General features: G+C 62.6%; 26 protein-coding genes. 11 read left to right on the top strand and 15 right to left on the bottom strand.

Annotated elements, in window-relative coordinates; translation table 11 throughout:
• Positions 1 to 60: 60 nt before the first annotated feature.
• The 6 genes from REH59_RS22820 to REH59_RS22845 all read left to right on the top strand — a co-directional run bounded on the left by REH59_RS22820 (position 61) and on the right by REH59_RS22845 (position 4,955).
• Positions 61 to 1,092: an ABC transporter ATP-binding protein gene (locus tag REH59_RS22820; protein WP_014860534.1), complete on the top strand. Its 1,032-nt coding sequence runs from the start codon at positions 61 to 63 to the stop codon at positions 1,090 to 1,092.
• Between the two features lies 1 nt (position 1,093).
• Positions 1,094 to 2,005, top strand: coding sequence for an ABC transporter permease (locus REH59_RS22825; RefSeq protein WP_003252181.1), 912 nt, complete (start codon positions 1,094 to 1,096; stop codon positions 2,003 to 2,005).
• The gene (locus REH59_RS22830) at positions 1,995 to 2,801 is read left to right on the top strand and encodes an ABC transporter permease (protein ID WP_003252179.1); all 807 of its coding nucleotides are present in this window, start codon (positions 1,995 to 1,997) and stop codon (positions 2,799 to 2,801) included. The genes REH59_RS22825 and REH59_RS22830 overlap by 11 nt, the downstream gene beginning before the upstream one ends.
• 17 nt (positions 2,802 to 2,818) lie before the next feature.
• On the top strand, positions 2,819 to 4,243 hold the full coding sequence (locus tag REH59_RS22835; protein ID WP_014860533.1) for a gamma-aminobutyraldehyde dehydrogenase: 1,425 nt from the start codon (positions 2,819 to 2,821) through the stop codon (positions 4,241 to 4,243).
• Positions 4,244 to 4,431: 188 nt separating this feature from the next.
• A complete protein-coding gene (locus REH59_RS22840; RefSeq protein ID WP_128573682.1) occupies positions 4,432 to 4,626 on the top strand; it encodes a type II toxin-antitoxin system HicA family toxin in 195 nt (64 codons plus the stop codon).
• Positions 4,623 to 4,955: a type II toxin-antitoxin system HicB family antitoxin gene (locus tag REH59_RS22845; protein WP_014860532.1), complete on the top strand. Its 333-nt coding sequence runs from the start codon at positions 4,623 to 4,625 to the stop codon at positions 4,953 to 4,955. Before REH59_RS22840 ends, REH59_RS22845 begins: the two co-directional genes overlap by 4 nt.
• 68 nt (positions 4,956 to 5,023) lie before the next feature.
• On the opposite strand, the gene REH59_RS22850 is transcribed toward REH59_RS22845, so the two are convergent.
• From REH59_RS22850 to REH59_RS22860, 3 genes are all read right to left on the bottom strand, one after another.
• Positions 5,024 to 6,130 carry an NADH:flavin oxidoreductase/NADH oxidase gene (locus REH59_RS22850; RefSeq protein WP_014860531.1) on the bottom strand — a complete coding sequence of 369 codons (1,107 nt, stop codon included), beginning with the start codon at positions 6,128 to 6,130 and terminating at the stop codon, positions 5,024 to 5,026.
• A 470-nt stretch (positions 6,131 to 6,600) separates the two neighbouring features.
• Positions 6,601 to 8,310, bottom strand: coding sequence for a single-stranded-DNA-specific exonuclease RecJ (gene recJ, locus REH59_RS22855; protein ID WP_014860530.1), 1,710 nt, complete (start codon positions 8,308 to 8,310; stop codon positions 6,601 to 6,603).
• An 8-nt stretch (positions 8,311 to 8,318) separates the two neighbouring features.
• Complete coding sequence (locus tag REH59_RS22860; protein WP_003252169.1) at positions 8,319 to 8,861, bottom strand: YaeQ family protein; 543 nt, start codon at positions 8,859 to 8,861, stop codon at positions 8,319 to 8,321.
• Between the two features lie 130 nt (positions 8,862 to 8,991).
• Here REH59_RS22860 and REH59_RS22865 point away from each other — a divergent pair, with 130 nt between their 5' ends.
• Together REH59_RS22865 and REH59_RS22870 are read left to right on the top strand one after the other, a co-directional pair.
• Entirely contained in the window at positions 8,992 to 10,191 is a 1,200-nt protein-coding gene (locus REH59_RS22865; protein ID WP_003252168.1) for a CaiB/BaiF CoA transferase family protein, read from the top strand.
• Between the two features lie 20 nt (positions 10,192 to 10,211).
• Positions 10,212 to 11,087, top strand: a complete 876-nt coding sequence (locus REH59_RS22870) for a TIGR02285 family protein (RefSeq protein ID WP_128573681.1) — start codon at positions 10,212 to 10,214, stop codon at positions 11,085 to 11,087.
• A gap of 187 nt (positions 11,088 to 11,274) precedes the next feature.
• On the opposite strand, the gene REH59_RS22875 is transcribed toward REH59_RS22870, so the two are convergent.
• From REH59_RS22875 to xerD, 6 genes are all read right to left on the bottom strand, one after another.
• On the bottom strand, positions 11,275 to 11,556 hold the full coding sequence (locus REH59_RS22875) for a DUF3509 domain-containing protein (protein WP_014860528.1): 282 nt from the start codon (positions 11,554 to 11,556) through the stop codon (positions 11,275 to 11,277).
• 79 nt (positions 11,557 to 11,635) lie between these two features.
• Complete coding sequence (locus REH59_RS22880; protein WP_014860527.1) at positions 11,636 to 12,055, bottom strand: response regulator; 420 nt, start codon at positions 12,053 to 12,055, stop codon at positions 11,636 to 11,638.
• Between the two features lie 130 nt (positions 12,056 to 12,185).
• On the bottom strand, positions 12,186 to 13,595 hold the full coding sequence (gene thrC / locus REH59_RS22885; RefSeq protein ID WP_014860526.1) for a threonine synthase: 1,410 nt from the start codon (positions 13,593 to 13,595) through the stop codon (positions 12,186 to 12,188).
• Between the two features lie 59 nt (positions 13,596 to 13,654).
• Complete coding sequence (locus tag REH59_RS22890) at positions 13,655 to 14,959, bottom strand: homoserine dehydrogenase (protein ID WP_003252157.1); 1,305 nt, start codon at positions 14,957 to 14,959, stop codon at positions 13,655 to 13,657.
• Positions 14,960 to 15,042: 83 nt separating this feature from the next.
• A complete protein-coding gene (locus REH59_RS22895; protein ID WP_003252155.1) occupies positions 15,043 to 15,786 on the bottom strand; it encodes a thioredoxin fold domain-containing protein in 744 nt (247 codons plus the stop codon).
• Positions 15,787 to 15,939: 153 nt separating this feature from the next.
• Positions 15,940 to 16,836, bottom strand: coding sequence for a site-specific tyrosine recombinase XerD (gene xerD / locus REH59_RS22900; RefSeq protein ID WP_014860525.1), 897 nt, complete (start codon positions 16,834 to 16,836; stop codon positions 15,940 to 15,942).
• A gap of 68 nt (positions 16,837 to 16,904) precedes the next feature.
• Here xerD and REH59_RS22905 point away from each other — a divergent pair, with 68 nt between their 5' ends.
• Positions 16,905 to 18,710 (top strand): cation:proton antiporter, encoded by a 1,806-nt coding sequence (locus tag REH59_RS22905; protein WP_004575448.1) that lies wholly within the window; start codon positions 16,905 to 16,907, stop codon positions 18,708 to 18,710.
• 3 nt (positions 18,711 to 18,713) lie between these two features.
• Here REH59_RS22905 and REH59_RS22910 read toward each other — a convergent pair whose 3' ends face one another.
• The 6 genes from REH59_RS22910 to ffh form a co-directional block, all read right to left on the bottom strand.
• Complete coding sequence (locus REH59_RS22910; RefSeq protein WP_004575447.1) at positions 18,714 to 19,121, bottom strand: acyl-CoA thioesterase; 408 nt, start codon at positions 19,119 to 19,121, stop codon at positions 18,714 to 18,716.
• A 94-nt stretch (positions 19,122 to 19,215) separates the two neighbouring features.
• Positions 19,216 to 19,566: a 50S ribosomal protein L19 gene (rplS, locus tag REH59_RS22915; RefSeq protein WP_003252148.1), complete on the bottom strand. Its 351-nt coding sequence runs from the start codon at positions 19,564 to 19,566 to the stop codon at positions 19,216 to 19,218.
• 42 nt (positions 19,567 to 19,608) lie between these two features.
• Positions 19,609 to 20,361: a tRNA (guanosine(37)-N1)-methyltransferase TrmD gene (trmD, locus tag REH59_RS22920; RefSeq protein ID WP_003252146.1), complete on the bottom strand. Its 753-nt coding sequence runs from the start codon at positions 20,359 to 20,361 to the stop codon at positions 19,609 to 19,611.
• Positions 20,362 to 20,364: 3 nt separating this feature from the next.
• Positions 20,365 to 20,901 carry a ribosome maturation factor RimM gene (gene rimM, locus REH59_RS22925; protein ID WP_003252144.1) on the bottom strand — a complete coding sequence of 179 codons (537 nt, stop codon included), beginning with the start codon at positions 20,899 to 20,901 and terminating at the stop codon, positions 20,365 to 20,367.
• A 5-nt stretch (positions 20,902 to 20,906) separates the two neighbouring features.
• Positions 20,907 to 21,158 (bottom strand): 30S ribosomal protein S16, encoded by a 252-nt coding sequence (gene rpsP, locus REH59_RS22930; RefSeq protein WP_003252142.1) that lies wholly within the window; start codon positions 21,156 to 21,158, stop codon positions 20,907 to 20,909.
• 259 nt (positions 21,159 to 21,417) lie between these two features.
• Entirely contained in the window at positions 21,418 to 22,794 is a 1,377-nt protein-coding gene (ffh, locus tag REH59_RS22935) for a signal recognition particle protein (protein ID WP_003252139.1), read from the bottom strand.
• 312 nt (positions 22,795 to 23,106) lie between these two features.
• On the opposite strand from ffh, the gene REH59_RS22940 reads away from it, so the two are divergent.
• Together REH59_RS22940 and REH59_RS22945 are read left to right on the top strand one after the other, a co-directional pair.
• A complete protein-coding gene (locus REH59_RS22940) occupies positions 23,107 to 23,916 on the top strand; it encodes a cytochrome C assembly family protein (RefSeq protein WP_003252138.1) in 810 nt (269 codons plus the stop codon).
• Between the two features lie 9 nt (positions 23,917 to 23,925).
• Entirely contained in the window at positions 23,926 to 25,131 is a 1,206-nt protein-coding gene (locus REH59_RS22945) for a transporter associated domain-containing protein (protein WP_014754322.1), read from the top strand.
• Positions 25,132 to 25,204 lie beyond the last annotated feature (73 nt).

The raw sequence follows: 25,204 nt of genomic DNA on the forward strand, positions 1-25,204 counted from the left end.
GAGCGGGCTTGCCCGCGAAGAGGCCGGCACAGGAGAAATATTCATACCTGGAGTCCACGCATGCCCCTAGCCGTCCAGTTCACCCAGGTTTCCCGCACCTTCGGCGAGGTCAAGGCCGTCGACCAGGTCAGCATCGACATCATCGATGGCGAGTTCTTTTCCATGCTCGGCCCTTCCGGCTCGGGCAAGACCACCTGCCTGCGCCTGATCGCAGGCTTCGAGCAACCCTCCAGCGGCTCGATCCGCATCCAAGGGGTCGAGGCCGCTGGCCTGCCGCCCTACCAACGTGACGTCAACACAGTGTTCCAGGACTATGCGCTGTTCCCGCACATGAACGTGCTGGACAACATCGCCTATGGCCTGAAGGTAAAAGGCGTGGGCAAGGCCGAACGCTACAGCCGCGCCGAAGAAGCCCTGGCCATGGTGGCCTTGGCCGGCTATGGCGCGCGTAAGCCGGCACAGCTGTCTGGCGGCCAGCGTCAGCGCGTGGCCCTGGCCCGGGCGTTGGTCAACCGCCCGCGGGTGCTGCTGCTCGATGAGCCACTGGGCGCGCTGGACCTGAAATTGCGCGAGCAGATGCAAGGCGAGCTGAAAAAGCTGCAACGCCAACTGGGCATCACCTTCATCTTCGTCACCCACGACCAGACCGAAGCACTGTCGATGTCCGACCGGGTCGCGGTGTTCAACCGCGGCCGTATCGAACAGGTCGACACCCCGCGCAACCTGTACATGAAGCCCAGCACAACCTTCGTCGCTGAATTCGTCGGCACGTCCAACGTGGTGCGGGGCGAGCTGGCCATGCAGCTCAACGGCAGCCCTGCGCCCTTCTCCATCCGTCCCGAACACATTCGCCTGGGCGACCCGGTAGTGACCAGCCATGAGGTACAGGTCAGCGGCGTGCTGCGTGATGTCCAGTACCAAGGCAGCGCCACACGCTACGAACTGCAGCTGGAAAACGGTCAACTGCTGGCAGTAAGCCAGGCCAATGACCGCTGGCAAAAGCAGGTGCAGGCCTGGCAGCCCGGGCAACGCCTGCAGGCGCACTGGCCCCGCGAGGCCATGACGGTGCTGCAGGAAACCGAGGGCCGCTGACATGAGCACACTGCGCGCCCTGTCCAACCTGCTGTACCGGCGCCCCAACCTGTACCTGGCACTGCTGTTGATCCCGCCGCTGACCTGGTTCGGCGCGATTTACCTGGGTTCGCTGCTGAACCTGCTGTGGCAGGGCTTCTATACCTTCGACGACTTCACCATGGCGGTGACCCCGGACCTGACCCTGGGCAACTTCGCCGCACTGTTCAACCCGTCGAACTTCGACATCATCCTGCGCACCCTGGGCATGGCGGTGGCGGTGTCGCTGGCCAGCGCGGTACTGGCCTTCCCCATCGCCTATTACATGGCGCGTTACACCAGCGGCAAGACCAAGGCGTTTTTCTACATCGCGGTGATGATGCCGATGTGGGCCAGCTACATCGTCAAGACCTATGCCTGGACCCTGCTATTGGCCAAGGGCGGTGTGGCCCAATGGTTCGTCCAGCAGTTGCACCTGGACGGCCTGCTGCAGGCGGTGCTGGCCGTGCCGGGCGTGGGCGGCAGCACGCTGTCGACTTCGCACCTGGGGCGCTTCCTGGTGTTCGTGTACATCTGGCTGCCATTCATGATCCTGCCGATCCAGGCCTCGCTGGAGCGCTTGCCACCGTCGCTGCTGCAGGCTTCGGCCGACCTGGGCGCACGGCCGGGGCAAACCTTCGTGCAGGTGATCCTGCCGCTGTCGATCCCCGGCATCGCCGCCGGCTCGATCTTCACCTTCTCGCTCACCCTGGGCGACTTCATCGTGCCGCAGCTGGTCGGGCCGCCCGGCTACTTCATCGGCAGCATGGTCTATGCCCAGCAAGGGGCGATCGGCAACATGCCGATGGCCGCCGCGTTCACCTTGGTGCCCATTGTGCTGATCGCGGTATACCTGGCCATCGTCAAGCGTCTGGGGGCCTTCGATGCACTCTGAAAAAGCGTCGGCAGGGCTGCGCCTGGCGGCCTGGGGCGGGTTGTTGTTCCTGCACTTCCCGATCCTGATCATCTTCCTGTACGCCTTCAACACCGAAGACGCGGCGTTCAGCTTTCCGCCCAAGGGCTTTACCCTGAAGTGGATCGACGTGGCCTTTGCCCGGCCCGATGTGCTCGAGGCAATCAAGCTGTCGCTGCAGGTGGCTTGCCTGGCCACTTTGATCGCACTGGTGCTCGGTACGCTGGCCTCGGCGGCGCTCTATCGGCGCAGCTTCTTCGGCAAGGAGAGCATTTCGCTGGTGCTGATCCTGCCCATTGCCCTGCCAGGCATCATCACCGGCATCGCCCTGCTCTCGGCGTTCAAGACGCTTGGGATAGAGCCCGGGGTGTTCACCATCGTAGTCGGCCACGCCACGTTCTGCGTGGTGATCGTCTACAACAACGTGATCGCCCGCCTGAGGCGTACCTCGCAAAGCCTGATCGAAGCCTCGATGGACCTTGGTGCCGACGGTTGGCAGACCTTCCGTTACATCGTCCTGCCCAACCTCGGCTCGGCGCTGCTGGCGGGCGGCATGCTGGCCTTTGCCTTGTCGTTCGATGAAATCATCGTCACCACGTTCACCGCCGGCCATGAGCGCACCCTGCCAATCTGGCTGCTCAACCAGCTCAGCCGCCCACGCGACGTGCCCGTGACCAACGTTGTCGCCATGCTGGTGATGCTGGTGACCATGCTGCCGATTCTTGGCGCCTATTACCTGACCCGTGGCGGAGACAGCGTCGCGGGCGGTGGAAAATGACCCTGGAGGAGTCCCCGATGCAAACGCAGATGCTGATCAATGGCCAGCTGATCGCTGGCCAAGGCCCGGCCTGGACCGTGCTCAACCCGGCGCTGGGCACTGCCCTGGCGCAGATCAACGAAGCCACCGAGGCACAGGTAGACAGCGCCGTGCGCGCTGCCGACCAAGCCTTCGACAGCTGGTCGCAAACCAGTCCTAAAGAACGTTCGCAGGCCTTGCTGGCGCTGGCCGACGCCATCGAAGCCCATGGCGATGAACTGGCCCGGCTGGAATCGCAGAACTGCGGCAAGCCCCTGAGCGCTGCACTGAATGACGAGATCCCGGCGATTGCCGACGTGTTCCGTTACTTTGCCGGTGCTGCGCGCTGCCTGGGCGGCTCGGCGGCAGGCGAGTACCTGCCGGGCCACACCTCGATGATCCGCCGCGACCCGTTGGGCGTGGTGGCGTCCATCGCGCCGTGGAACTACCCGCTGATGATGCTGGCCTGGAAGATCGCCCCGGCCCTGGCTGCCGGCAACACCGTGGTGATAAAGCCATCCGAACTGACGCCACTGACGGCCCTGCGCCTGGGCGAGCTGGCCCAGGACTTGCTACCGCCGGGGGTGCTGAACATTCTCTTCGGCCGCGGCCAGACGGTCGGCAACCCGTTGATAACCCATCCCAAGGTGCGCATGGTGTCGCTGACCGGCTCGATCCCCACCGGCGCGCACATCATCAGTGCCACCGCCGACAGCGTGAAACGCATGCACATGGAATTGGGCGGCAAAGCGCCGGTGCTGGTGTTCGATGACGCAGACATCGATGCCGCCATCGACGGCATCCGCACCTTCGGCTTCTACAACGCTGGCCAGGACTGCACCGCAGCCTGCCGCCTGTACGTCCAGGACGGGATCTACGAGCGCTTCGTCGAACGCCTGGGTAAAGCCGTAGCCAGCCTCAAGCCGGGCCTGCAGGAGTCTGAAGAAACCGAACTGGGGCCGCTGATCAGTGCCCAGCACCGCGACAAGGTCGCCGGGTTGGTGCAGCGGGCCATCGCCCAGCTGCACATTCGTCTGGTAACCGGTGGCAAGCCGATAGCGGGCGATGGCTTTTTCTTCGAGCCTACCGTGCTGGCCGACGCCCTGCAGGACGACGAGATCGTGCGCAACGAAGTGTTCGGCCCGGTGGTTTCGGTCACCCGCTTCACAGACGAAGCGCAGGCGCTGGAATGGGCCAACGACTCCAACTACGGCCTGGCCTCATCGGTATGGACCCGCGACACCGGCCGCGCCCACCGCCTGGCGGCGCGCTTGCAGTACGGCTGCACCTGGGTGAACACCCACTTCATGCTGGTCAGCGAAATGCCCCATGGCGGGCAGAAGCATTCGGGGTATGGCAAGGACATGTCGATGTATGGGCTGGAGGACTACACCTGTGTGCGGCATGTGATGATCAAGCACTAAGTGCTCGCGTTGACCGAGGGGCTTGAATGCCCCTCGGTCAACTTCTCAGAATTTTCCTTCACCCGTGATCTACTCCCTCCTACTGCACATTCATTGAGCTCTCATGGTTGGTATCATAATCTGATACCACGAGTAATCATCAGCAAGCCACACTTGAAGCATTACTTAAAAGGCCGGTTCCCAGAACACTGGAGTGGGCGCGGGTGGAGTCTCTGCTGGTATCGCTGGGTGCCAAGGTCATAGAAGGAAGAGGATCACGGGTTCGCTTTGAACTCAATGGAGCAGTGGCAACCTTCCACCGCCCTCATCCGGACAGGCACGCCAAGCCCTATCCACTAAGAGACGCCCGCCAGTTCATTGAGCAGGCAGGAGTATTACCATGAATGTAATGACTTACCGCGGATACGCCGCTCGTATCGAATACAGCGACGAAGACCAGTTGCTGATCGGCCATGTCGCCGGTATTCGCGACGTGATAGGTTTTCATGGCGAATCGATCAGTGAGTTGCGCCAGGCATTTGAAGAAGCCGTTGACGATTATCTTGAGACTTGCGAACGCCTTGGGCGGGTACCGCAGAAAACGTATTCCGGCAAACTCAGCCTACGCCTTGAGCCTACCCTTCACGCCAGTGTGGCGGCCAAGGCCGAGCTGGCTGAAAAAAGCATCAACCAATGGGTAAGCGATATTCTCAGCAAGGCTGCCTATAGCTGAACCCAGGGCCGCTTTGCGGCCCTTTCGCGAAACACGGCCGCTCCTGCAAGGGCCGCGCAAGGCATGGGTCAGTCGCGCAAATCCGACTCGTGAATCGGGTTGGCGCGGTTGGTCGCACGCTGGTATTGCGCAGGCCAGGTGGCCTTGTTGCCGCCCAGGTCGTCGTCGGCATGCAGAGGCCAGTACGGGTCGCGCAACAGTTCGCGGGCGAGGAAGATGATATCGGCCTGGCCGGTGCGCAGAATGTGCTCAGCCTGGGCCGGTTCGGTGATCATACCCACAGTGCCGGTGGCGATTTCCGACTCCTTGCGCACACGCTCGGCAAAGCGGGTCTGGTAGCCGGGGCCGGTGGGGATCTCGGCGTTGACCGAGGTGCCACCAGAGGACACATCGATCAGGTCCACACCCAAGCCCCGCAGGCGCCGGGCCAGTTCGACGGTTTCATCCGGGTTCCAACCATCTTCCACCCAGTCGGTTGCCGAAACCCGCACGAACAGTGGCAACTCCGGGGGCCAAACCTTGCGCACTGCCTCGACCACCTGCAAGGTCAGGCGGATGCGGTTTTCAAAGCTGCTACCGTACTCATCGCGGCGCTGGTTGCTCAGGGGTGATAGGAACTGGTGCAGCAGATAGCCGTGCGCGGCGTGGATCTCAACCACCTTGAAACCGGCCTTCAAGGCGCGCTCGGTCGAGGCGACGAAGGCGCCAATCACATCCTCAATCTCGTCCTGGCTCAACTCGCGCGGCGCGGTGTGTTGCGGGTCGAAGGCGATTTTCGAGGGCCCCACCGGCTGCCAGCCGCCCTCTTCCAGTTTGACACTACCTGGTTTGCCCAGCCATGGGCGATAGGTGCTGGCCTTGCGCCCGGCGTGGGCCAGCTGGATGCCAGCCACGGCGCCCTGGGCGGTGATGAAGCGGGTGATGCGTTGTAACGGGGCGATCTGCGCGTCGTCCCACAGGCCAAGGTCTTCGGCAGTGATACGGCCATCGGCGGTCACCGCCACGGCTTCAGTGATTACCAGGCCGGCGCCACCGACGGCGCGGCTGCCTAAATGGACGAGATGCCAGTCGTTGGCCAAGCCATCGACGGCTGAATACTGGCACATTGGTGACACGGCGATGCGGTTGGGCAAGGTCAGCTGACGCAGGGTGTAAGGCTCGAGCAGCAGGCTCATGAGGGCACCTCCCAAGGACTCCAATGGTGATCCGGCCTGGACACTCAATTGCACGTCCCTGGCCCAGGTCCGGTCATAACTTCAGACTAGACCAGAATGGGTGGGGGGGAGGTTCCATGGGATTTTGGGTGGGGTGTGGGGTGCGGGTGTCAGGCTCTAAGGTGATGTCGCCGGTGAGATCGAGCGCCGCCCGCGCGGCGCATCGCGACGCAAGGCCGCTCCCACATTTGTTGCAACGTGGCCATGTCTGTGAGGCCATGGTTGTCAGCCTTGGCGCATGACTGAAGGCTGGTGGGGCGATAACAGCGACAACGCACAGGCATCGTCAGACCGACAAGGCGCGCAACCAGGGCCTTGCAGGTTTGGCACGTTGCAACAAATGTGGGAGCGGCCTTGCGTCGCGATGCGCCGCGCGGGCGGCGCTGGATTTCCGCCACACCACAAGAATCAAGGCAAGCCCCGCAAAACCGTCAGCGCGGCTCCATGTGGGCAATCATCAACTGCACACTTTCATTGCCGCGAAACTCGTTCACATCCAGTTTGTAAGCCAACTCGACCCAACGCACGGTCGGGTTCGGCCACACTTCGCGGTCGACGCCGAAGGCAATGCCATCCAGCCGTACCGAACCACACTCGCTCTTGAGCACCACCTTCAGGTGCCGCTCGCCAACCACGCGCTGCTCCACCAACTGGAACACGCCATGGAACAGCGGCTCTGGGAAGTGCTGGCCCCATGGGCCGGCATGGCGCAGGGCCTTGGCCAGGTCGAGGTGGAACTCCTCTACCGCCAGGCTGCCGTCGGACAACAGCCGGCCGGTCAGGTCTTCTTCACGCAGTTGACGCCGCACTTCTTCGTCGAAGGCCTCGGCGAATGCCGGGAAGTTGCCTTCTGGCAACGACAAACCGGCAGCCATGGCGTGGCCGCCGAACTTGCTGATCAGCTGCGGGTGGCGCGCGGCCACGGCATCCAGCGCATCGCGAATATGGAAGCCCGGCACCGAGCGCGCCGAACCTTTGAGCATGCCGTCGCCAGCATCAGCGAACGCAATGGTCGGCCGGTGGTAACGTTCCTTCAGACGCGAAGCCAGAATACCGATCACCCCTTGGTGCCAATCGGCATCGAACAGGCACAAGCCGTAGGGCATGGACTCGACCGGCAGGTCCTTGAGCTGGGCCAGGGCCTCGCGCTGCATGCCCTGCTCGATGGACTTGCGGTCCTGGTTCAGGTCGTCCAGCTGCTGGGCCATGTCCTGGGCCAGCGCCGCGTCTTCGCACAGCAGGCATTCGATACCCAGGCTCATGTCGTCCAGCCGCCCTGCGGCGTTCAACCGCGGGCCGAGGATGAAACCGAGGTCGGTCGAGGTGATGCGCCGGTGATCACGGCGGGCCACTTCGAGAATGGCCTTCAGCCCTGGTCGGGCTCGGCCGGCGCGGATGCGCTCGAGGCCTTGGTGCACCAGGATGCGGTTGTTGGCATCCAGCGGCACCACGTCAGCAACACTGCCCAGCGCCACCAGATCGAGCAGTTCGCCAATGTTCGGCTGTGGCTGCGCCTCGTACCGCCCAAGGCTGCGCAAGCGAGCGCGCAGGGCCATCAACACATAGAAGATCACCCCTACCCCGGCCAGTGACTTGCTCGGAAAGCTGCAGCCCGGCTGGTTGGGGTTGATGATGGCATCGGCATCGGGCAACTGCTCGCCCGGCAGGTGGTGGTCGGTGACCAGCACCTTGAGCCCGGCGGCCTTGGCGGCCGCCACCCCGTCGACACTGGAAATGCCGTTGTCCACGGTAATCAGCAACTGCGGCTGGCGCTGCAGCGCCACCTCGACGATTTCCGGGGTCAGGCCGTAGCCATACTCGAAGCGGTTGGGCACCAGGTAATCGACATGGGCCGCACCCAGCAGGCGCAGGCCCAGCACCCCGACGGTGCTGGCGGTGGCACCGTCGGCATCGAAGTCGCCGACGATGAGGATGCGCTGGCGCTGGTCGATCGCTTCGACCAGCAGGTCCACACCGGCCTCGATGCCCTTGAGCTGCTGGTACGGCAGCAGGCGTGCCAGGCTCTTGTCCAGTTCGGCCTCGCTCTGCACGCCCCGCGCGGCGTAAAGGCGGGTCAGCAAGGGTGGCAGGTTACCCAGAAATGGCAGGGTCGGCGGCAGCGGACGAGGTTCGATACGCATGGGTTGCTTCAACCACGCTCACCGAGCAGCCACTGCAGTTGTACTTCATGCTGGCCACGGTCGTCAGTCACGAATACCGTACCTTCACTGATCATCACGTCCCACTTGATGCTACGCGGCATGTCGGTCGCCAGGGTTTCCAGCACCTCTTGCGGCACAGCGGCAATGCTCAGGTTTTTCAGGTTCTTGACCGCGCTCACCACTTTGCCTTCCCACACTCGCAGGCTGCCGTACGCCAGCAAGCTGGTGCGTTCGGTACGACGCGAGCACCAGGTCAGACGATCGGCATCAGGCTGGCCAACTTCAATCCAGTGCAGCACGCGATCGTCCAGGCTCTTTTCCCACAGCGCTGGCTCATCGACATCCGACAGGCCGCGGCCAAACGACAAGTTCTCGTTGTACCAGAGCGCGTACGCCAACAAACGAACTGCCATGCGCTCTTCGGTTTCCGAAGGGTGCCGAGCGATCGTCTGTTTGACGCTTTCGTAGACGTTGCGATCAAGGTCAGTGAGATTCAATTCGAACTTGTAGGTGGTGGACGGCTGGGCCATGGTCGACGGGCTTCGTGCAAAAGAAAGTGGCACAGTCTACCCCATCCGCACCTTCCATGCCCCGCAGCAGTACCCGGCGTAACCGACGTGTGATAAAACCACGGCTCTGCCCAACTGCCACGGACACCCCATGTCGACGCCCAGCAAACCCCTCGCCGGCCTTAAAGTTGTCGAACTCGGTACCCTGATCGCCGGGCCGTTCGCCTCGCGTATCTGTGCCGAATTCGGCGCCGAAGTGGTCAAGGTCGAATCGCCCGATGGCGGCGACCCGCTGCGCAAGTGGCGCAAGCTGTACGAGGGCACCTCGCTGTGGTGGTTCGTGCAGGCCCGCAACAAGCAGTCGCTCACCCTCAACCTCAAGCACCCCGAGGGCCGCGATATCCTCAAGCGCCTGCTGGCCGAGGCCGACATCCTGATCGAAAACTTTCGCCCGGGCGTGCTGGAAAAACTTGGTTTGGGGTGGGATGTGCTGCATGCGCTGAACCCGCGCCTGGTGATGGTGCGCCTGTCGGGCTTTGGCCAGACCGGGCCGATGAAAGACCAGCCAGGCTTCGGTGCCGTAGGCGAGTCAATGGGCGGCCTGCGCTACATCACGGGTTTCGATGACCGCCCGCCGGTGCGAACCGGGATTTCCATCGGGGACTCGATTGCCGCCCTGTGGGGGGTGATCGGCGCGCTGATGGCGCTGCGCCACCGGGAAGTCAATGGCGGCCAGGGCCAGGTGGTGGACGTGGCCCTGTACGAGGCGATCTTTGCCATGATGGAGAGCATGGTCCCGGAATTCGATGTGTTCGGTTTCATCCGCGAACGCACCGGCAACATCATGCCAGGCATCACGCCCTCCTCCATCCACACAAGCGCCGACGGCAAACATGTGCAGATCGGCGCCAACGGTGATGCGATCTTCAAGCGCTTCATGCAGGCCATCGGTCGCGATGACCTCGCCGACGACCCGACCCTGGCCAGCAACGACGGCCGCGACCTGCGTCGTGACGAGCTGTATGGGGTAATCGACCGCTGGGCCAACAGCCTCCCACTGGAGCAACTGATGCAGGTGCTGACCACTGCCGAAGTGCCGGCCAGCCGTATCTATTCGGCCGAAGACATGTTCAACGACCCCCAGTACCTGGCACGCGAGATGTTCCTGCAGGCCAAGCTGCCGGATGGCAAGCCATTCCACATGCCCGGCATCGTGCCCAAGCTGTCGGAGACTCCCGGCTCTAGCGAATGGGTCGGCCCGGCCTTGGGCGAACATACCGAGGCGCTGCTCGGCAGCCTGGGCTACGACGCAGCGGCCATCGCCAGCCTGCGCGCAGCGGGCACGGTCTGATCCTGGCGCTGACCGGTTCCATGTGCGCGCCCCGCTGCCTACGCCACCTGGTCCTGCTCTGCGGGCTGCTACCTGCATTGCTGTTGCAGCCCGCACATGCCAAGGAGCACCTCTTCTGGCTGGTACGCGACCTGCCACCGTTCACCATTTTTGATGGCCCGGAAGAAGGCCGGGGGGTCATCGACCAGTTGTTACCGCTGCTGATAAGGCAGATGCCCGAGTACGAACACAGCATCGTGCGGGTCAACCGCGCCCGCAGCCTGCAGATGCTGCAAGACCGTGACACCTTCACCTGCGACCCAACCCTGCTGTGGACACCGGAACGGGCCAAATATGTGCATTTTTCTGTTCCATCGCTGGGCGTGCTCAGCGGCGGCCTGGTGTTGCGCAAGGAAAACCAGGCGCTGGTGGCACCCTACCTCGACGGCCAGCAGGTGGACCTGCATGGCCTGCTGAGCAAGGCCCCGCTAAAGCTTGGGATTGTCGCGGAACGCAGCTACGGCACGCAGATTGACAGCATCTTGCGCCAGTTACCCGACAGCGCGCTCAGCCGCCACTACGGCAACGAGGCCACCGCCAACCTGCTGCAGATGCAGCAGTTGGGGCGCCTGCGCCTGGTGCTCGGCTACTGGCCTGAAGTGCGCTACCTGATCCAACAACAAGGCGGGTCACTGACTGACTACCAGTTTCATACTGTGCAGGGCGTGGATCGCTACCAGTTTCTGCATGTGGGGTGTTCAGACAGCGAATTGGGGCGTGCGGCAGTTGCCCACATCGACCAGTTGCTGCCCACCCTGCGCCGGGATGTGTTGCCAGGGTTGTATGCCCGCTGGCTAGACCTGGCATTGCGGGAGGACTATCTGGAGGAAAGCCGGCGTTTCTTTGAGGACAAATAAGCCCAACCGGTCTGCACCGTCGTTGCAGGAGCAGCCGAGGGACACGTGCCTGCCCAGAAAAAGAAACCCCAGGCGCTGGGGAAGACGCCCGGGGCCAAGCGAAAGCCCTTGAGGACTTCCCGTGGCAGCCTTGCCAGCGCCGGAGCAAAGCACTGGCTGGCTGCCCCTACACTGTCTGATGGACGACTCAGGCAAAGGTTCCCTGCGGTTGTTGGCGATGCTGCAATGCCGCGATCACACAAGGCTGCAACCGCCCCTCAGCTATCTGCAAGTCTCGGTGCAAGCCGTCTACGAGGTCGATCAGCAGGCGTTGCTCCTGCAATTGGCGCTCGCTGACCGTGCGCCGCAAGGTAATACCTGAGAGAAGGTCGTGAACGGTCAGTTGGCGATTACCACTGGGATCGGCGATGCCGAGGTGGGTCTGATAGGGCGTCAGGGCTTCGTTGAGCAGGCTGCAGATTCTTTCCATCCGGATCACTCGCTGCGTGGTGGGACCTAAAGTAACTGACCAGCAGGCGCCGCAGAAAGTTCGTCAAACCGCGCCCGCTTCAGTGAGCATGCGGGGCTGGCATGACAGTTTGAATACGCCTCCCTGGGCGCACCTGCAGTGTTTGCAAGGCATGCTGCAGGCGTGGCATCGACAGCGGCCAGGGCAACTCGTCGAGCACCCACATGCCACATTTTCTGGCCTCCTGGGCAAGGTTTTGACGCGTTGGGGCAGGCTGGCCGACGAACAGCAATGCGCGCACTCGTCGCTGCTGGGCGAGCAAAGCAAGGCCGGCCCGGGCAGGCATGGCGTGGTCAAGGATCAGCAAGTCAGGGCGACGCTCAGCGCAGAGGCAGGCGTCGAGGTCAGCGACGCTTTCGCTGATGCGCACGTTGAAGACGCCTTGGCCATTGAGGGCCTGGTGCAAGAGGATCTGGTGGGATGGGCGAGCCTGGTGAATCAACACATAGGGCTGGTGCATGAGCCGCTCCTGATGGGAGGACCGGCTAATTTATGCTTGGCGCCCGGCAGGCTGAATAGGATGTTTCTGATAGACCGGAGGGAAAGGGCTGAGACGTTGGGGCTGCGCTGCAGCCCCAAACGGCATGCAATTACAGCGGCTTGCCGCGGTTGCCGTGCTGGCTGACAAAGCCCTGTACAGCCTTCAGGTCATTGGCCAGGACCGTGCAACGCTCTTCACGGCTGAACAGGTCGCTGAGGTGCGCGGGTAGCTCCAGCGCCTTGCCCACACCGGCCTTCTCCACCGCGTCCGGGAACTTGACCGGGTGCGCGGTACCCAGCACCACCATTGGCGTGTCCTGGCTGCGGCGGCACTCGCGGGCAGCCTTCACGCCGATTGCGGTATGCGGGTCGAGCACTTCACCGGTGGCGGCGAACACTTCTGCGATGGTCTCGCAGGTTTGCTCGTCGCTGACAGCCAGCGAGTCGAACAGTTTGCGGGCTTCGGTCCAGCGGTCTTGCTCGACGCTGAAGCCGCCACCTTGCTTGAAGTTGGCCATCAGCTCGGCAATCGCACCACCGTTGCGGCCATGCAGGTCGAACAGCAGGCGCTCGAAGTTGGACGAGACCATGATGTCCATCGACGGCGACAGGGTCGCGTGCAGGGTTTCCTTGACGTACTGGTTGCCGCTCATGAAGCGGTGCAGGATGTCGTTGCGGTTGGTGGCGACGATCAATTGGCTGACCGGCAGGCCCATGTTGCGCGCCAGGTAGCCGGCGAAGATGTCGCCGAAGTTGCCGGTTGGTACCGAGAACGCCACCGAGCGCGCCGGGCCGCCCAGCTGCAGGGCTGCATGGAAGTAGTAGACGATCTGGGCCATGATCCGCGCCCAGTTGATCGAGTTGACGGCGACCAGGCGGGTGCCCTTGAGGAACGACTGGTCGGCGAAACTGGCCTTGACCATTTCCTGGCAGTCGTCGAAGTTGCCTTCGATGGCGATGTTGTGGATGTTGTCGCCAAAGATGGTAGTCATCTGACGGCGCTGCACTTCCGATACACGCTGGTGCGGGTGCAGGATGAAGATGTCGACGTTGTCGCAACGGCGGCAGCCTTCGATTGCAGCGGAACCGGTATCACCGCTGGTGGCACCGATGATGACCACGCGCTCGTTGCGCTTGGCCAGCACATGGTCAAGCAGGCGACCGAGCAACTGCAGGGCAAAGTCCTTGAACGCCAGGGTCGGGCCGTGGAACAGCTCCAGCACCCACTCGTTGCTGTTCAGCTGACGCAACGGGGCGACCGCAGCGTGGGCGAACTCGCCGTAGGTTTCTTCGAGGATCTTCTTGAAATCGGCGTCGGCGATGCTGCCCTCGACAAACGGACGCATCACGCGGAAGGCCAGCTCGTGGTAGGGCAAGCCGGCCCACGAGGCGATTTCTTCCTGGGTGAAGCGTGGCAGGTTTTCCGGCACGTAGAGGCCGCCGTCGCTGGCCAGGCCAGCCAGCAGCACGTCTTCGAAATTCAGGGCCGGTGCCTGGCCGCGGGTACTGATATAGCGCATGGGTGCAAACCTTCGATGCTGGGGCCGGGGCCGCGCGGGCGGCCCATCGGCAATATTTGTTAGTTGAGCTGCTCGACGCGAATGCGCACAACCTTGCCGACCACGTCCTGCAGGGCTTCCAGGGCAACGATGGCGTCATTGATACGCTGCTCGACCACGCCATGGGTCACCAGGATCATTGGCACCAGGCCATCCTGTTCCTCGGCTTCCTTCTGCATGATCGACTCGATGTTGATACCGCGCTCCGAGAGGATGCTGGCGACCTGGGCCAGAACGCCCGGGTGATCCTTGGCCTGGATACGCAGGTAGTAGGCGCTTTCGCAGGCTTCGATCGGCAGGATCGGGTGGGCCGACAGCGAGTCTGGCTGGAAGGCCAGGTGCGGCACACGGTTTTCCGGGTCGGAGGTCATGGCACGGACCACGTCGACCAGGTCGCCGACCACTGACGAAGCGGTAGGCTCCATACCCGCGCCGGCACCGTAGTACAGGGTGGAGCCGGCAGCATCACCGTTGACCATGACAGCGTTCATCACGCCGTTGACGTTGGCGATCAGACGGTCGGCCGGGATCAGCGTCGGGTGCACGCGCAGCTCGATACCTTCGGCGGTGCGACGCGCCACGCCCAGGTGCTTGATGCGGTAGCCCAACGCCTCGGCGTAGTTCACGTCTGCCGTTGTCAGCTGGGTGATACCTTCGGTGTAGGCCTTGTCGAACTGCAGCGGGATACCGAACGCGATGGACGCCAGGATCGTCAGCTTGTGCGCAGCGTCAATGCCTTCTACGTCAAAGGTCGGGTCGGCTTCGGCGTAGCCCAGCGCCTGAGCTTCGGCCAGCACGTCCGGGAAGGCACGGCCCTTCTCACGCATTTCGGTGAGGATGAAGTTGCCAGTGCCGTTGATGATGCCAGCCAGCCAGTTGATGCGGTTGGCCGACAGGCCTTCGCGGATGGCCTTGATCACCGGGATGCCACCGGCTACGGCCGCCTCGAAAGCGACAATCACGCCCTTCTCGCGAGCTTTGGCGAAGATTTCGTTGCCGTGCACGGCAATCAGCGCCTTGTTGGCAGTGACCACGTGCTTGCCGTTTTCGATGGCCTTCAGCACCAGGTCGCGGGCGATGGTATAGCCACCGATCAGCTCGATGACAATGTCGATCTCCGGGTTGCTTGCAACTTCGAACACGTCAGCGGTAATGGGGGTACCGGTAATCTGGCAGTTCGGGTTCTGCGAGCGCATGGCGATCTGTGCCACTTCAATACCGCGCCCGGCACGGCGGGCAATCTCCTCGGCGTTGCGCTGAAGTACATTGAAGGTTCCGCCACCGACGGTCCCCAACCCACAGATGCCTACTTTGACCGGTTTCACTGTGAACTCCCCATTGAACGGCCGACACGTTTGCCGACCGTGAAACTTGCCGTCACCCCATGACGACGGCGTACTGAACTGGATTACTTGGCAAGTGCCAGCTTGGCGACCTGCGGTGCCGGCTGGTAGCCCGGAATGACCTGGCCGCTTTCAAGAACAATGGCCGGCGTGCCGTTGACACCGATCGACTGACCCAGCTGGAACTGCTTGCTGACCGGGTTGGTGCACTTGGCGGCCTTGATTTCTTCACCTTCGACCATTTTGTCCATCGCCCCACGGCGGTCGCTGGAGCACCACACCGCCTGCAACTGCTGGTCACCCGCCGAACCGAGGCCCTGACGCGGGAAGGCGACATAGCGCACTTCGATACCGCGACGGTTCAACTCAGGCACTTCGGCGTGCAGTTTGTGGCAGTACGGGCAGGTAGTGTCGGTGAACACGGTGATGTGCGACTTGGTCTCGCCTTTGGCAGGATAAACCACCATCTCGGCGGCTGGAATGCCGTTGATGAGCTTGGCGATACCTTGGCGTTCGGTTTTTTCGGTGAGGTTGACCGGCTTGCCGTCCTGGATCTGGAACAGGTAGCCCTGCATCACGAACTGGCCGTCAGCGCTGGCGTACAGCACGCGGCCGCCCTGCAGCTTGACTTCATACAGGCCGTTGAGCGGGCTGCTGGCCACGCTTTCCACGGGCACTTCCAACTCGAGGTTCTGCAACGATTTACGGATGGCCTGCTCGGCACCGGCGTTGCTATCGGTTGCCGCGGCAACGGCAAAGGTACTGGCCAGCGCCAACGCGGCGGCGGCGAAAAACTGGGTCACGCGCATGGGAACTCCTGAAGGCGGACAGGGGCCGGAGGGCGCCACCTGCGGAAAATACGCGGTGACCGTGCAGCCCTTGGTGCAAACCGCTCAAGCCTACCACATCACGCTGCCCGTGAAGGGGGTCGCAAGGACCGGTCGGCGGAACATGAAAAACATTCATCCACGCGGGTGGTGCTGGGCGTGCAACTGCTGCAGGCGGGCCTTGGCGACGTGGGTATAGATCTGCGTGGTCGACAGGTCACTGTGGCCCAGCAGCATCTGCACCACCCGCAAGTCGGCACCGTGGTTGAGCAGGTGGGTGGCGAAGGCATGCCGCAGGGTGTGCGGCGACAGCGGCTTGTCGATGCCGGCAACCCGTGCGTGGTGTTTGATGCGGTGCCAGAAGGTCTGGCGCGTCATCTGCTCGCCGCGCTGACTGGGGAACAGCACGTCGCTGGGACGGCCATTGAGCAGTTCGGCGCGACCATCGCGCTGGTAGCGCTCCAACCACACCACCGCCTCTTCACCCATGGGTACCAGACGTTCCTTGCTGCCCTTGCCCATCACCCGCAGCACACCCTGGCGCAGGTTGACCTGGTCGAGGGTCAGGCTGACCAGTTCGGTAACCCGAAGGCCGCACGCGTAGAGCACTTCGAGCATGGCACGGTCGCGTTGGCCAATGGCTTCGCCCAGGTCCGGAGCCTGCAACAGGGCTTCGACGTCGGCTTCGGACAGCGACTTGGGCAGCGGCTTGCCCAATTGCGGCATGTCGACCTGCAGGGTCGGGTCGATGGCCACCAGCTTTTCCCGCAGCAGGTAACGGAAAAAGCCGCGCAGACCGGAGAGGAAACGCGCCGTGGAACGTGGCTTGTAGCCCTGATCCAGGCGCCAGGCCAAGTGATCGAGGATCAAGTCGCGGCCGGCGTCCGGCAGCGCTACCGAATGCTCCTGCAGCCAGCCATTGAACAGGGCCAGGTCGCTGCGGTAGGACACGCGGGTGTTGTCGGACAGGCCTTTTTCCAGCCATAGGGCGTCAAGGAACTGGTCGATCAGGGGGTGGTCGAGGGCGGGCATGAAATCTCGGTGGCAAACGACGAAATGGCGCTTAGTCTTTCATAACAACGTCGGCATAGGGAGCCCGCATGAGCGAACAGCAGATCCTTCTGAGTGTGGGCGGCATCGGCGCTGCAGCGCTCGCCTGCCAGTGGCTGGCCTGGCGCCTGAAGCTGCCGGCGATTCTGTTTCTGTTGTTGGCCGGGATCCTTGCCGGCCCAGCGCTGGGATGGCTCGACCCCGAGGCGCTGTTCGGCCCATTGCTGATGCCGCTGGTGTCGCTGGCGGTGGCGCTGATCCTGTTCGAAGGCAGCCTGACCCTGCACCTGTCGCAGTGGCGCGAGATCGGCAGCGTGGTGCATCGCCTGGTCACGGTGGGTGCACTGGTCACCTGGCTGGTGATTGCACTGGCAACCCACTGGCTGCTCGGGTTCGACTGGCCGCTGGCGATTCTTTTCGGCACCCTGACGCTGGTGACCGGCCCCACGGTGATCGTGCCGATGTTGCGCGTGGTGCGGCCAAAGTCTGCGATCGCGAACATCCTGCGCTGGGAAGGAATCATGATCGACCCCATCGGCGCGCTGCTCGCCGTGGTGGTATACAGCTTCATCATCGCCAGCGCCGAGGGTAACGGCCTGAGCCAGAGCCTTATCACTTTTGCCGGTGTGATCTTCTGCGGTACCGCCCTGGGCGCGGCAGGGGGCTGGGTACTGGGGCAAATCATGCGCGAACAGTGGCTACCAGAATATCTGCACAACCTCGCGTCACTGGCGGCGGTACTGGGCATTTTCATCGCCGCCAACCAGATCGTGCACGAGTCCGGGCTGCTGGCGGTGACCGTGATGGGCATGTGGCTGGCCAACATGCGCGGGGTTGATGTGCGGCAAATCCTGCACTTCAAGGAAAACCTCAGTGTGCTGCTGATATCCGGCCTGTTCATCCTGCTGGCTGCACGCCTTGACCTGCATGCCCTGCTGGGCCTTGGCCCTGCTGTGCTGGCATTGCTGCTGGTGATCCAGCTGCTGGCACGCCCGCTCAACGTTTGGCTGGCCACACTGGGCTCGACACTCAACTGGCGGGAGCGCGCGCTGCTGGCCTGGATTGCGCCGCGCGGCATCGTTGCCGCGGCCGTTTCCGCTATTTTTGCCATCCGCCTGCACCAGGCCGGCCACCAGGATGCCTTGCTGCTGGTACCGTTGACCTTCGCGGTAATCATTGGCACGGTGGTACTGCAAAGCGCCACGGCTAGGCCACTGGCACGCTTGCTCAAGGTCGCCGAACCGGCACCCAGCGGGTTTCTCATCGTCGGTGCCAACGAACCGGCCCGGGCCATCGCCAAAGCCCTTCAACAATTGGGCTGCCGGGTTTTGCTGACGGACTCCAGCTGGGAAAACATCCGCGCCGCACGCATGGACGGGCTCACGACCTACTTTGGCAACCCGGCCTCGCAGCATGCCGACGCCCATCTGGACCTGGTCGGCCTCGGGCACTTGCTGGGCCTCTCTCCCGCCGGCGAAATCAATGCCCTGGCCTGCGCCAGGTTCCGTCATGATTTCGGCCACAGCCGGCTGTTCGTGCTAGCCAGTGGCCTGGAGAAACAACGTAGCGACAAGCATCGGGCGGCCGAAGAACACCGTGGGCATCTATTGGGGGCCAAGCCGATGACCTACCTGCAACTGGCCAACCGTCTGCATCAAGGCGCCGAGCTGTATAGCACCAACCTGACCGAAGGCTTTGGCTGGGATGCCTACCAGGCACTGCATGGCGAACGGGCAAACTTGCTGTTCGCGCGCGATGGCCATGGCTGGGTCCATGTAGCCAGCCCTGATAACCCGCTGCAGCCACAACCGGGCTGGACCTTGGTGGCATTGATCGAGCCAGCAGCGCAACCGTAATGCTCAGGTGCCTGGCAGCACGGGCACCGGGCGCTTGTCCTCGTCGATGGCGACGAAGCTGAACACCCCATGGATCGCCCGTTCACGGCCATCCAGGTACATGTTCTCGACAAACACATCCACCTGCACCTGCAGGCTGGTATTGCCAACCTTGATCACCGTCCCCACCAGCTCGACGATCGAGCCCGCCGGAATCGGGTGCTTGAAATCGATACGGTCGGTAGACACGGTCACCAGCGGCAGGCGGCAGAAACGCGTGGCAGCGATGAACGACACTTCGTCCATCCAGGCCAGGGCGGTGCCGCCGAACAGGGTGTTGTGGTGGTTGGTGGTATTGGGGAACACCGCCTTGGTCACGCGGGTAACCGACAGTTCGGTGCGGCGCTGGATTTCCTGGTCTCGGGTCGTCATGGCAATCACATTCTTGGGGTTTCAAAACGCAAAAAAGCAGCCCGAAGGCTGCTTTTTTCTCGCTAGGCGGCCTCGGCCACCGGGCAAACTGCACTCAGGACAGTTTTTCCTTGATGCGAGCGGCTTTGCCGGACAGGTCGCGCAGGTAGTACAGCTTGGCTTTACGCACGTCACCACGACGTTTCACGGCCAGGCTGTCGATTTGCGGGCTGTAGGTCTGGAAGGTACGCTCTACGCCAACGCCGCTGGAGATCTTGCGCACGGTGAAGGCGCTGTTCAGACCGCGGTTACGCTTGGCGATAACGACGCCTTCGAACGCCTGCAGACGGGAACGCTCACCTTCCTTCACTTTAACCTGAACGACAACGGTGTCGCCTGGTGCGAAGGTCGGGATTTCCTTGCTCATCTGCTCGGCTTCGAGCTGCTGGATGATCTTGTTGGTCATGCTGTGCTCCTAAGATGGATACGCGATCCACCATCGATACGTTTAACTATCGTCCCGCTCGCGGAGATATTCCTCGAGCAGCTTCTTCTCTTCTCCAGAAAGCGAGCGACTTTCCAGAAGATCGGCGCGTCGTTCGAAGGTCCTACCAAGGGACTGCTTCATCCTCCAACGCCGGATATGTGCATGGTTGCCACTTAGCAACACGTCGGGAACACGCTGATCCGCATACACCTCAGGCCGGGTGTAGTGCGGGCAATCGAGCAGACCGTCGGTGAAGGAATCTTCTTCCGCCGAGTCCACATGCCCTAAAGCTCCGGGCAGCAGTCGCGTAACCGCATCGATCAGTACCATGGCCGGCAGCTCGCCACCGGAAAGCACATAGTCGCCAATCGACCACTCCTCATCGACATGAGCCTCGATAAAGCGCTCGTCGATGCCTTCATAACGACCGGCGATCAGGATCAACGATTCCTGTTCGGCCAGGCCTTTGACCGCCTGCTGAGTCAGCTTGCGGCCTTGTGGCGAAAGGTAGATCACCTTCGCCGCTGCTCCGGTCGCCTGCCTGGCGCTAACCAAGGCGTCTTCCAGAGGCTTGATTTTCATCACCATGCCCGGACCACCGCCAAACGGCCGATCATCTACCGTGTGGTGACGATCTGTGGTGTAGTCCCGCGGGTTCCAGCAAGTCACCTGAAGCAACCCTTGTTTCACCGCGCGGCTGGTAATGCCGTACTCCGTGATGGCCGAGAACATCTCGGGGAACAACGTGATGACGTCTACGCGAAGGTTACCCATCGTTTAGAAGTCCGCGTCCCATTCGACCCGCATCACGCCTGCTTCGAGGTCGATTGCCAGCACACATTGCTCCGTATAGGGCAACAGACGCTCGCGATCATCCAGGCTGCCTGCGCAGGGCTTGACCACCATTACATCGTTCGCACCGGTCTCCAACAGGTGATCGACCTTGCCGAACAGTTGTTCGTCCTGGTTGATAACCTTCAGACCTACCAACTGGTACCAGTAGTACTCGTCGGCAGCCAGGTTGGGCAAAAGGCTCCGCGGGATGCAGATTTCGTAACCGCTCAGAAGACGGGCTTCATCGCGATCGTCGAGACCTTTCAGCTTCACGACCAGGCCCTTTTGGGAGCCACGACCGCTGACCAGCTCGACCTGCTTTACCTTGCCTTCGTGCCGAAGCGTCCAGCGTGGATAATCCAACAGGTTTTCAATCGGATCGGTAAAGGAATACACCTTCACCTCGCCGCGAACGCCGTGAACCGAAAAAATCTTGCCAACGACGATGAGGTCGTCAGCCTTTTCTGGCGTCGCGTTCATACTATTCAGGCAGCGGCCTTGGCAGCTTCCTTCAGCAGCTGAGCAACACGCTCAGACGGCTGTGCACCCTGGCTCAGCCAGTAGGTGACGCGCTCTTGGTTGACCGACAGCTTAACTTCGGCGCCAGCAGCGATTGGGTTGAAGAAACCTACGCGCTCAACGAAACGGCCGTCACGGGCGTTACGCGAGTTGGTCACGGTCAGGTGGTAGAATGGGCGCTTTTTCGAGCCGCCACGGGCCAGACGAATGGTTACCATGTGAACATCGTTCCTATAGTCGGTGCTGCAGTTGATACAGCAGCTGGTACTGCAAATCTGAATGCCAAATAGGCACACGGGTGCCCAAAAGGCCGCATATTCTCGGGGAATACACGGACATTTGCAAATGACTTTTTCGGCAAGGCCTCGCCCTGCCGTCCAGATTTGCCGGTTGCGCCGCGAAATTCGCGGCTGTTGCCCCGCTACAGCGGGGGTTCTGGGCGCCTGCCCGACAAAAGGCAGGCACCCGAATCAGGGGTTACAGCTTTGGCATGCCGCCACCTGGCAGCATCCCACCGAGGCCGCGCATCATCTTGGCCATGCCGCCTTTGGCAGAAAACTTCTTCATCATCTTCTGCATCTGCTTGTGCTGCTTGATCAGCCGGCCGATGTCCTGCACCTGGGTACCGGACCCCAACGCAATACGGCGCTTGCGCGAACCGCTGATCAGGTCAGGGTCGCGGCGCTCGGCCGGGGTCATGGAGTTGATGATCGCTTCCATTTGCTTGAACTGCTTTTCGGCCGCGCCCTGGGCGTTGCCCATTTGTGACAGGTTGACCCCGCCGATGCTTGGCAGCTTGTCCATCAGGCCGCCGAGGCCGCCCATGTTCTTCATTTGCTGCAGCTGGTCACGGAAGTCTTCGAGGTCGAAGCCCTTGCCCTTCTTCAGCTTCTTGGCCAGCTTGTCGGCCTTGGCCTTGTCGATGGTCTGCTCAGCCTGCTCGATCAGACTGAGCACGTCGCCCATGCCGAGGATGCGCGAAGCGACGCGGTCGGGGTGGAACGGCTCGAGGGCCTCGGTCTTCTCACCCATACCGATGAACTTGATCGGTTTGCCGGTGATTGCACGTACCGACAGCGCAGCACCGCCACGGGCGTCACCGTCGACCTTGGTCAGCACCACACCGGTCAGCGGCAGCGCCTCGCCAAAGGCCTTGGCGGTGTTGGCAGCGTCCTGGCCGGTCATGGCGTCGACCACGAACAGCGTCTCGATCGGTTTGACGGCAGCGTGCAGCGCCTTGATCTCGTCCATCATGTCGGCGTCGATGTGCAGACGGCCGGCGGTGTCGACGATGACCACGTCGATGAACTTCAGCTTGGCTTCACGGATGGCGGCTTCGGCGATGGCCACCGGCTTCTGGCTGATATCGGACGGGAAGAAGGTGACGCCGATATCGTTGGCCAGTGTTTCCAACTGCTTGATTGCCGCCGGACGATAGACGTCGGCAGACACCACCATCACGCTCTTTTTCTTGCGCTCTTTAAGAAAGCGCGCCAGCTTGCCGGCGGTGGTGGTCTTACCCGCGCCCTGCAGGCCCGCCATCAGCACGACAGCAGGCGGGGCGGCGTTCAGTGCGAGGTCTTCGTTGGCCGCGCCCATCAGGCTTTCCAGCTCGGCCTGGACGATCTTCACGAAGGCCTGGCCCGGGGTCAGGCTGCGCGACACCTCGGTACCGACCGCACGATCCTTGACGCTATTGACGAAATCCTTGACGACCGGCAGGGCAACGTCGGCCTCGAGCAGCGCCATGCGCACTTCGCGCAGCGTGTCCTTGATGTTGTCTTCGGTCAGCTTGGCCTTGCCGGTGACATGGCGCAGCGTCTGTGACAGGCGGTCGGTCAGGTTTTCGAACATGGTGATCCTTTCAGGCCCAGTAAAGCCGAGGTTTGTCAGGTGCCAGGGGGGAAATACACACCCGCCGGGCACAGCAAGGCGGCGATTATAGCGAAGTGCAGCGGCGACGCACACCTTGGTAGATATTCGGTGGCTGTGCTGGCCTCTTCGCGGGCGCGCCCGCTCCCGCAGGATCTTCACGGCTTGCAGGCCTGGGCCGTACCTGTGGGAGCGGGCGTACCCGCGAATGCCCTGACACAACCCTTCAGTCTTCCTAGAGCGGCAGAATCTATGCCAAACTCCGTCTCTTTAAAGGCTCGCCAACCAGGACTTATGGTCTCCTCTCCCAGCCTCATTCCCAACCTGATCGCCGCCGGCCTATATATAGCAGCGGCCATCTACCAGGGCTCTCACCTGGCCCAGGGCCGCAAGGCCGACAAGCGCCTGCTTGGCCTGCTGGGTGCCTTCGCGGTGCTGGCCCAGGCCGGCGCACTGTTCTTCCAGCTGATCACCCCGCTGGGGCTGAGCCTGGACTTCTTCAGCGCCGCCAGCCTAATCGCCGTGGCAGTCATTACCCTGACATTGCTGGCCTGCCTGCGCATACCGGTAGAAAACCTGCTGGTGCTGCTGTTCCCGCTGGGCGCGGTAACGGCACTGCTGGCGCAGTTCGCGCCCCCCGGTACGGTGCCGCTGATCAATGAGGAACCAGGCATCCTTGCGCATATCCTGTTGTCGATCCTGGCCTACGGGCTGTTCACCATCGCGGTGTTCCAGTCGCTGCTGTTGCTGCTGCAGGACCGCCAGCTGAAGAACAAGCACCCGTCCGGGCTGATCCGCAACTTCCCGCCACTGCAAACCATGGAAAGCCTGCTGTTCGGCTTCCTCTGGGCCGGTTGGTGCCTGCTGTCGCTGTCGCTGATCTCCGGCTGGCTGTTCCTCGACAACCTGTTTGCCCAGCACCTGGCGCACAAGACCTTGCTGGCCTGTGTCGCCTGGGTGGTGTTCAGCGTGCTGCTGTGGGGACGCACCCGCCTGGGTTGGCGGGGCCACATGGCCATCCGCTGGACGCTGGCCGGTTTCTGCCTGCTGATGCTGGCCTATTTCGGCAGCAAGCTGGTTCGCGAATTCATCTTGCATATCTGACGGCCGCCCATGGACACCCTGCCGTACGCACCGCTATTCGGCACTCTGGCACTGGCCCTTTTGTGGTCAGCACTGTTCACCGCCGTGGATGCAGCCCGCCTGCAGCTCAATGGCGCACTGCGCGCCGGCGAAGACGGCCATCCCGTGCTGCCGGCCCAGGCCTTGGTGCTGTGCGCCAGCCTGGGCAAGCTACTGGTGCTGGGGCTGGCCTGCCTGATGGGCCAGCGCCAGAGCGGCGAGCACGGCTTCTGGCTGGCGGGCCTGGCCGCGACCCTCGCCTTGCTGGTGTTTGCCGAATACCTGCCGCGGCGCCTGGCCCGACGTAACCCGCAGGCGTTCGTGAGCCTTGGCGCCAGCCTGCTGAAAGTGCCTCTCGCACTGCTGCAGCCACTGGCCTGCCTGCTGGACGGCGCCGCCAAGCTCATGCTGCGCCCGTTCCGTGCACAGCCCACCGCTGTGGCCCTGCATACGCAGGATGCCGACGACTTTGATGAGGATGAACCGCACGAAGCACCTCGCCATGGCCTGCTCGACGGCCTGCAGTCGTTGGACAAGATCACCGTCAACGACATCCTGGTGCCGCGCAACGAAGTGGATGGCATCAACCTCGACGAGCCGATCGAACGCATCATCGAGCAGTTGATCGTCAGCCGCCACACCCGCCTGCCGGTCTACCACAACGACATCAACCAGGTCGAAGCGATCCTCAACACCAAGCTGATCAGCCACCTGCTGCCCAAGGCCGAGCTGACCCTGGAAGCGCTGCACAGCGCCTGCTACGAACCCTATTTCGTACCGGAAAGCACGCCCCTGCAAATGCAGTTGTTGAACTTCCACAAGCAGCAACGCCGCTTGGGCGTGGTGGTGGACGAGTACGGCGAAGTACTGGGTATCGTCACCCTGGAAGACATTCTCGAAGAGATCGTCGGCGAGTTCGAGGACGAGCAAAGCCTGGAAAACCCGCATGTGCATCCGCAACCCGATGGCACCTTCGTCATCGATGGCACCGCTTCGTTACGCGAAATCAACCGTACCCTGAGCTGGCACCTGCCCTGCGACGGCGGGCCGAAAACCCTCAACGGGCTGGTCACCGAAGCGCTGGAAAGCATCCCGGAAAGCGCTGTTTGCCTGAAGATAGGCCGCTATCGCCTGGAAATCCTTGAAACAGAGGACAATTGCGCCAGCAAGGTACTGGTGTGGACCGTGACCCGATAGCTATACTCGGGTCACGCTTACCCAGCCCCGCCGTCACGCCTGCTACCCGCACCCGGCGCTCCACGGCCAGTCC

This window comes from Pseudomonas sp. BO3-4 (genome assembly GCF_034044115.1).
Taxonomy (GTDB): domain Bacteria; phylum Pseudomonadota; class Gammaproteobacteria; order Pseudomonadales; family Pseudomonadaceae; genus Aquipseudomonas; species Aquipseudomonas alloputida.